The following is a 1,170-nucleotide window of genomic DNA, read 5'->3' on the forward strand; positions in this document are numbered from 1 at the left end:
CCTGTTGCTCCTACTGGACCTGTTGCTCCTACTGGACCTGTTGCTCCTACTGGACCTGTTGCTCCTACTGGACCTGTTGTTCCTGCTGGACCTGTTGCTCCTGTTGGACCCGTTGGACCTTGTGGGCCTGTTAATCCAGTAACACCTGATGGACCTGGTGGTATTACTGGGCCAGGAGGAATTTGTGCCCCAGTTGGACCTGTTGGACTAGGCGGTAATGGGAATAAAGGTTGATTTTGTGGGCCTGGTGGTATTGGCAAATAGATACACCTCCAAAATTATTTTGACGTACATTTTATAATATTGTAGTTGGACAAGATTGTTTGGATATTATTACCAATTCTATTGAAAATCCGCAAAAAAACTCTACTTACTAGATTCAATCCTATCATTCAGATAGAATTAATAATCTAATAGAGTAGAGTCAACTCATGAATAAAGATTTTATTTATCTATTTTTCGATTAATTAAGTGTAATTCCTGCACTTGCATAACCAACTACAGTATTAACAAGGTTAAGTCCAGTTGCTTCAGCTGTAAATACCATCATTAATCTTGTTGTTGCAGCTACTGGAATTGATAGAGGAGCACTAATACCATTAGCAATAAATCCTAAAGATACAACCCCTGATAGATTCGGAGCCAAAGTTACTGAAGCCCCTGGAATTGGTGTAAAATTATTACTATTTGCTGGTGCACTATATAATTGAGCTGTTACTGTAATAGTTGTACCAACAAGATTTAATCCTGCTGTTTCACTAAAGAATGCCGAGATTGAAGTAATGGTACTTGCTCTTGGAACTGAAAATGCAAAGTCAAGGATTGGACCTAATGCTGTTCCAGTTAGATCGATTGCTCCTCCAAGTAATGTTACATTTGAAGCTGAGCTACCAAATCCAATCAAGCCTGCTGTATCAGCTAATCCAGTTAACAGAGTAGACATTGCAACCGGACCACCTGAGGCAAACGGAATGATTGCACCTGTTCCTGGTAAACCTGTCGCTCCCGCTGGACCTGTTGCTCCCGCTGGGCCTGTTGCTCCCGCTGGACCTACTGCTCCCGCTGGACCTGTTGCTCCTGCCGGGCCTGTTGCTCCTGCCGGGCCTGTTGCTCCCGCTGGACCTACTGCTCCCGCTGGACCTGTTGCTCCGTCTGCTCCTGTTGCTCCCG

The 1,170-nt window shown here is 44.4% G+C and carries 1 protein-coding gene and 1 pseudogene; both read right to left on the bottom strand.

What is annotated here, in order from left to right:
* Window positions 1-260: pseudogene (locus B7R67_RS21800) on the bottom strand (hypothetical protein); the annotation flags it as partial.
* Window positions 261-463: 203 nt separating this feature from the next.
* A partial coding sequence (locus B7R67_RS21805) for an exosporium glycoprotein BclB-related protein (protein ID WP_328587387.1) occupies window positions 464-1,170 on the bottom strand: 707 nt, incomplete at its 5' end.

Source organism: Gottfriedia luciferensis (genome assembly GCF_002156865.1).
Lineage (GTDB): Bacteria > Bacillota > Bacilli > Bacillales > Bacillaceae_G > Gottfriedia > Gottfriedia luciferensis.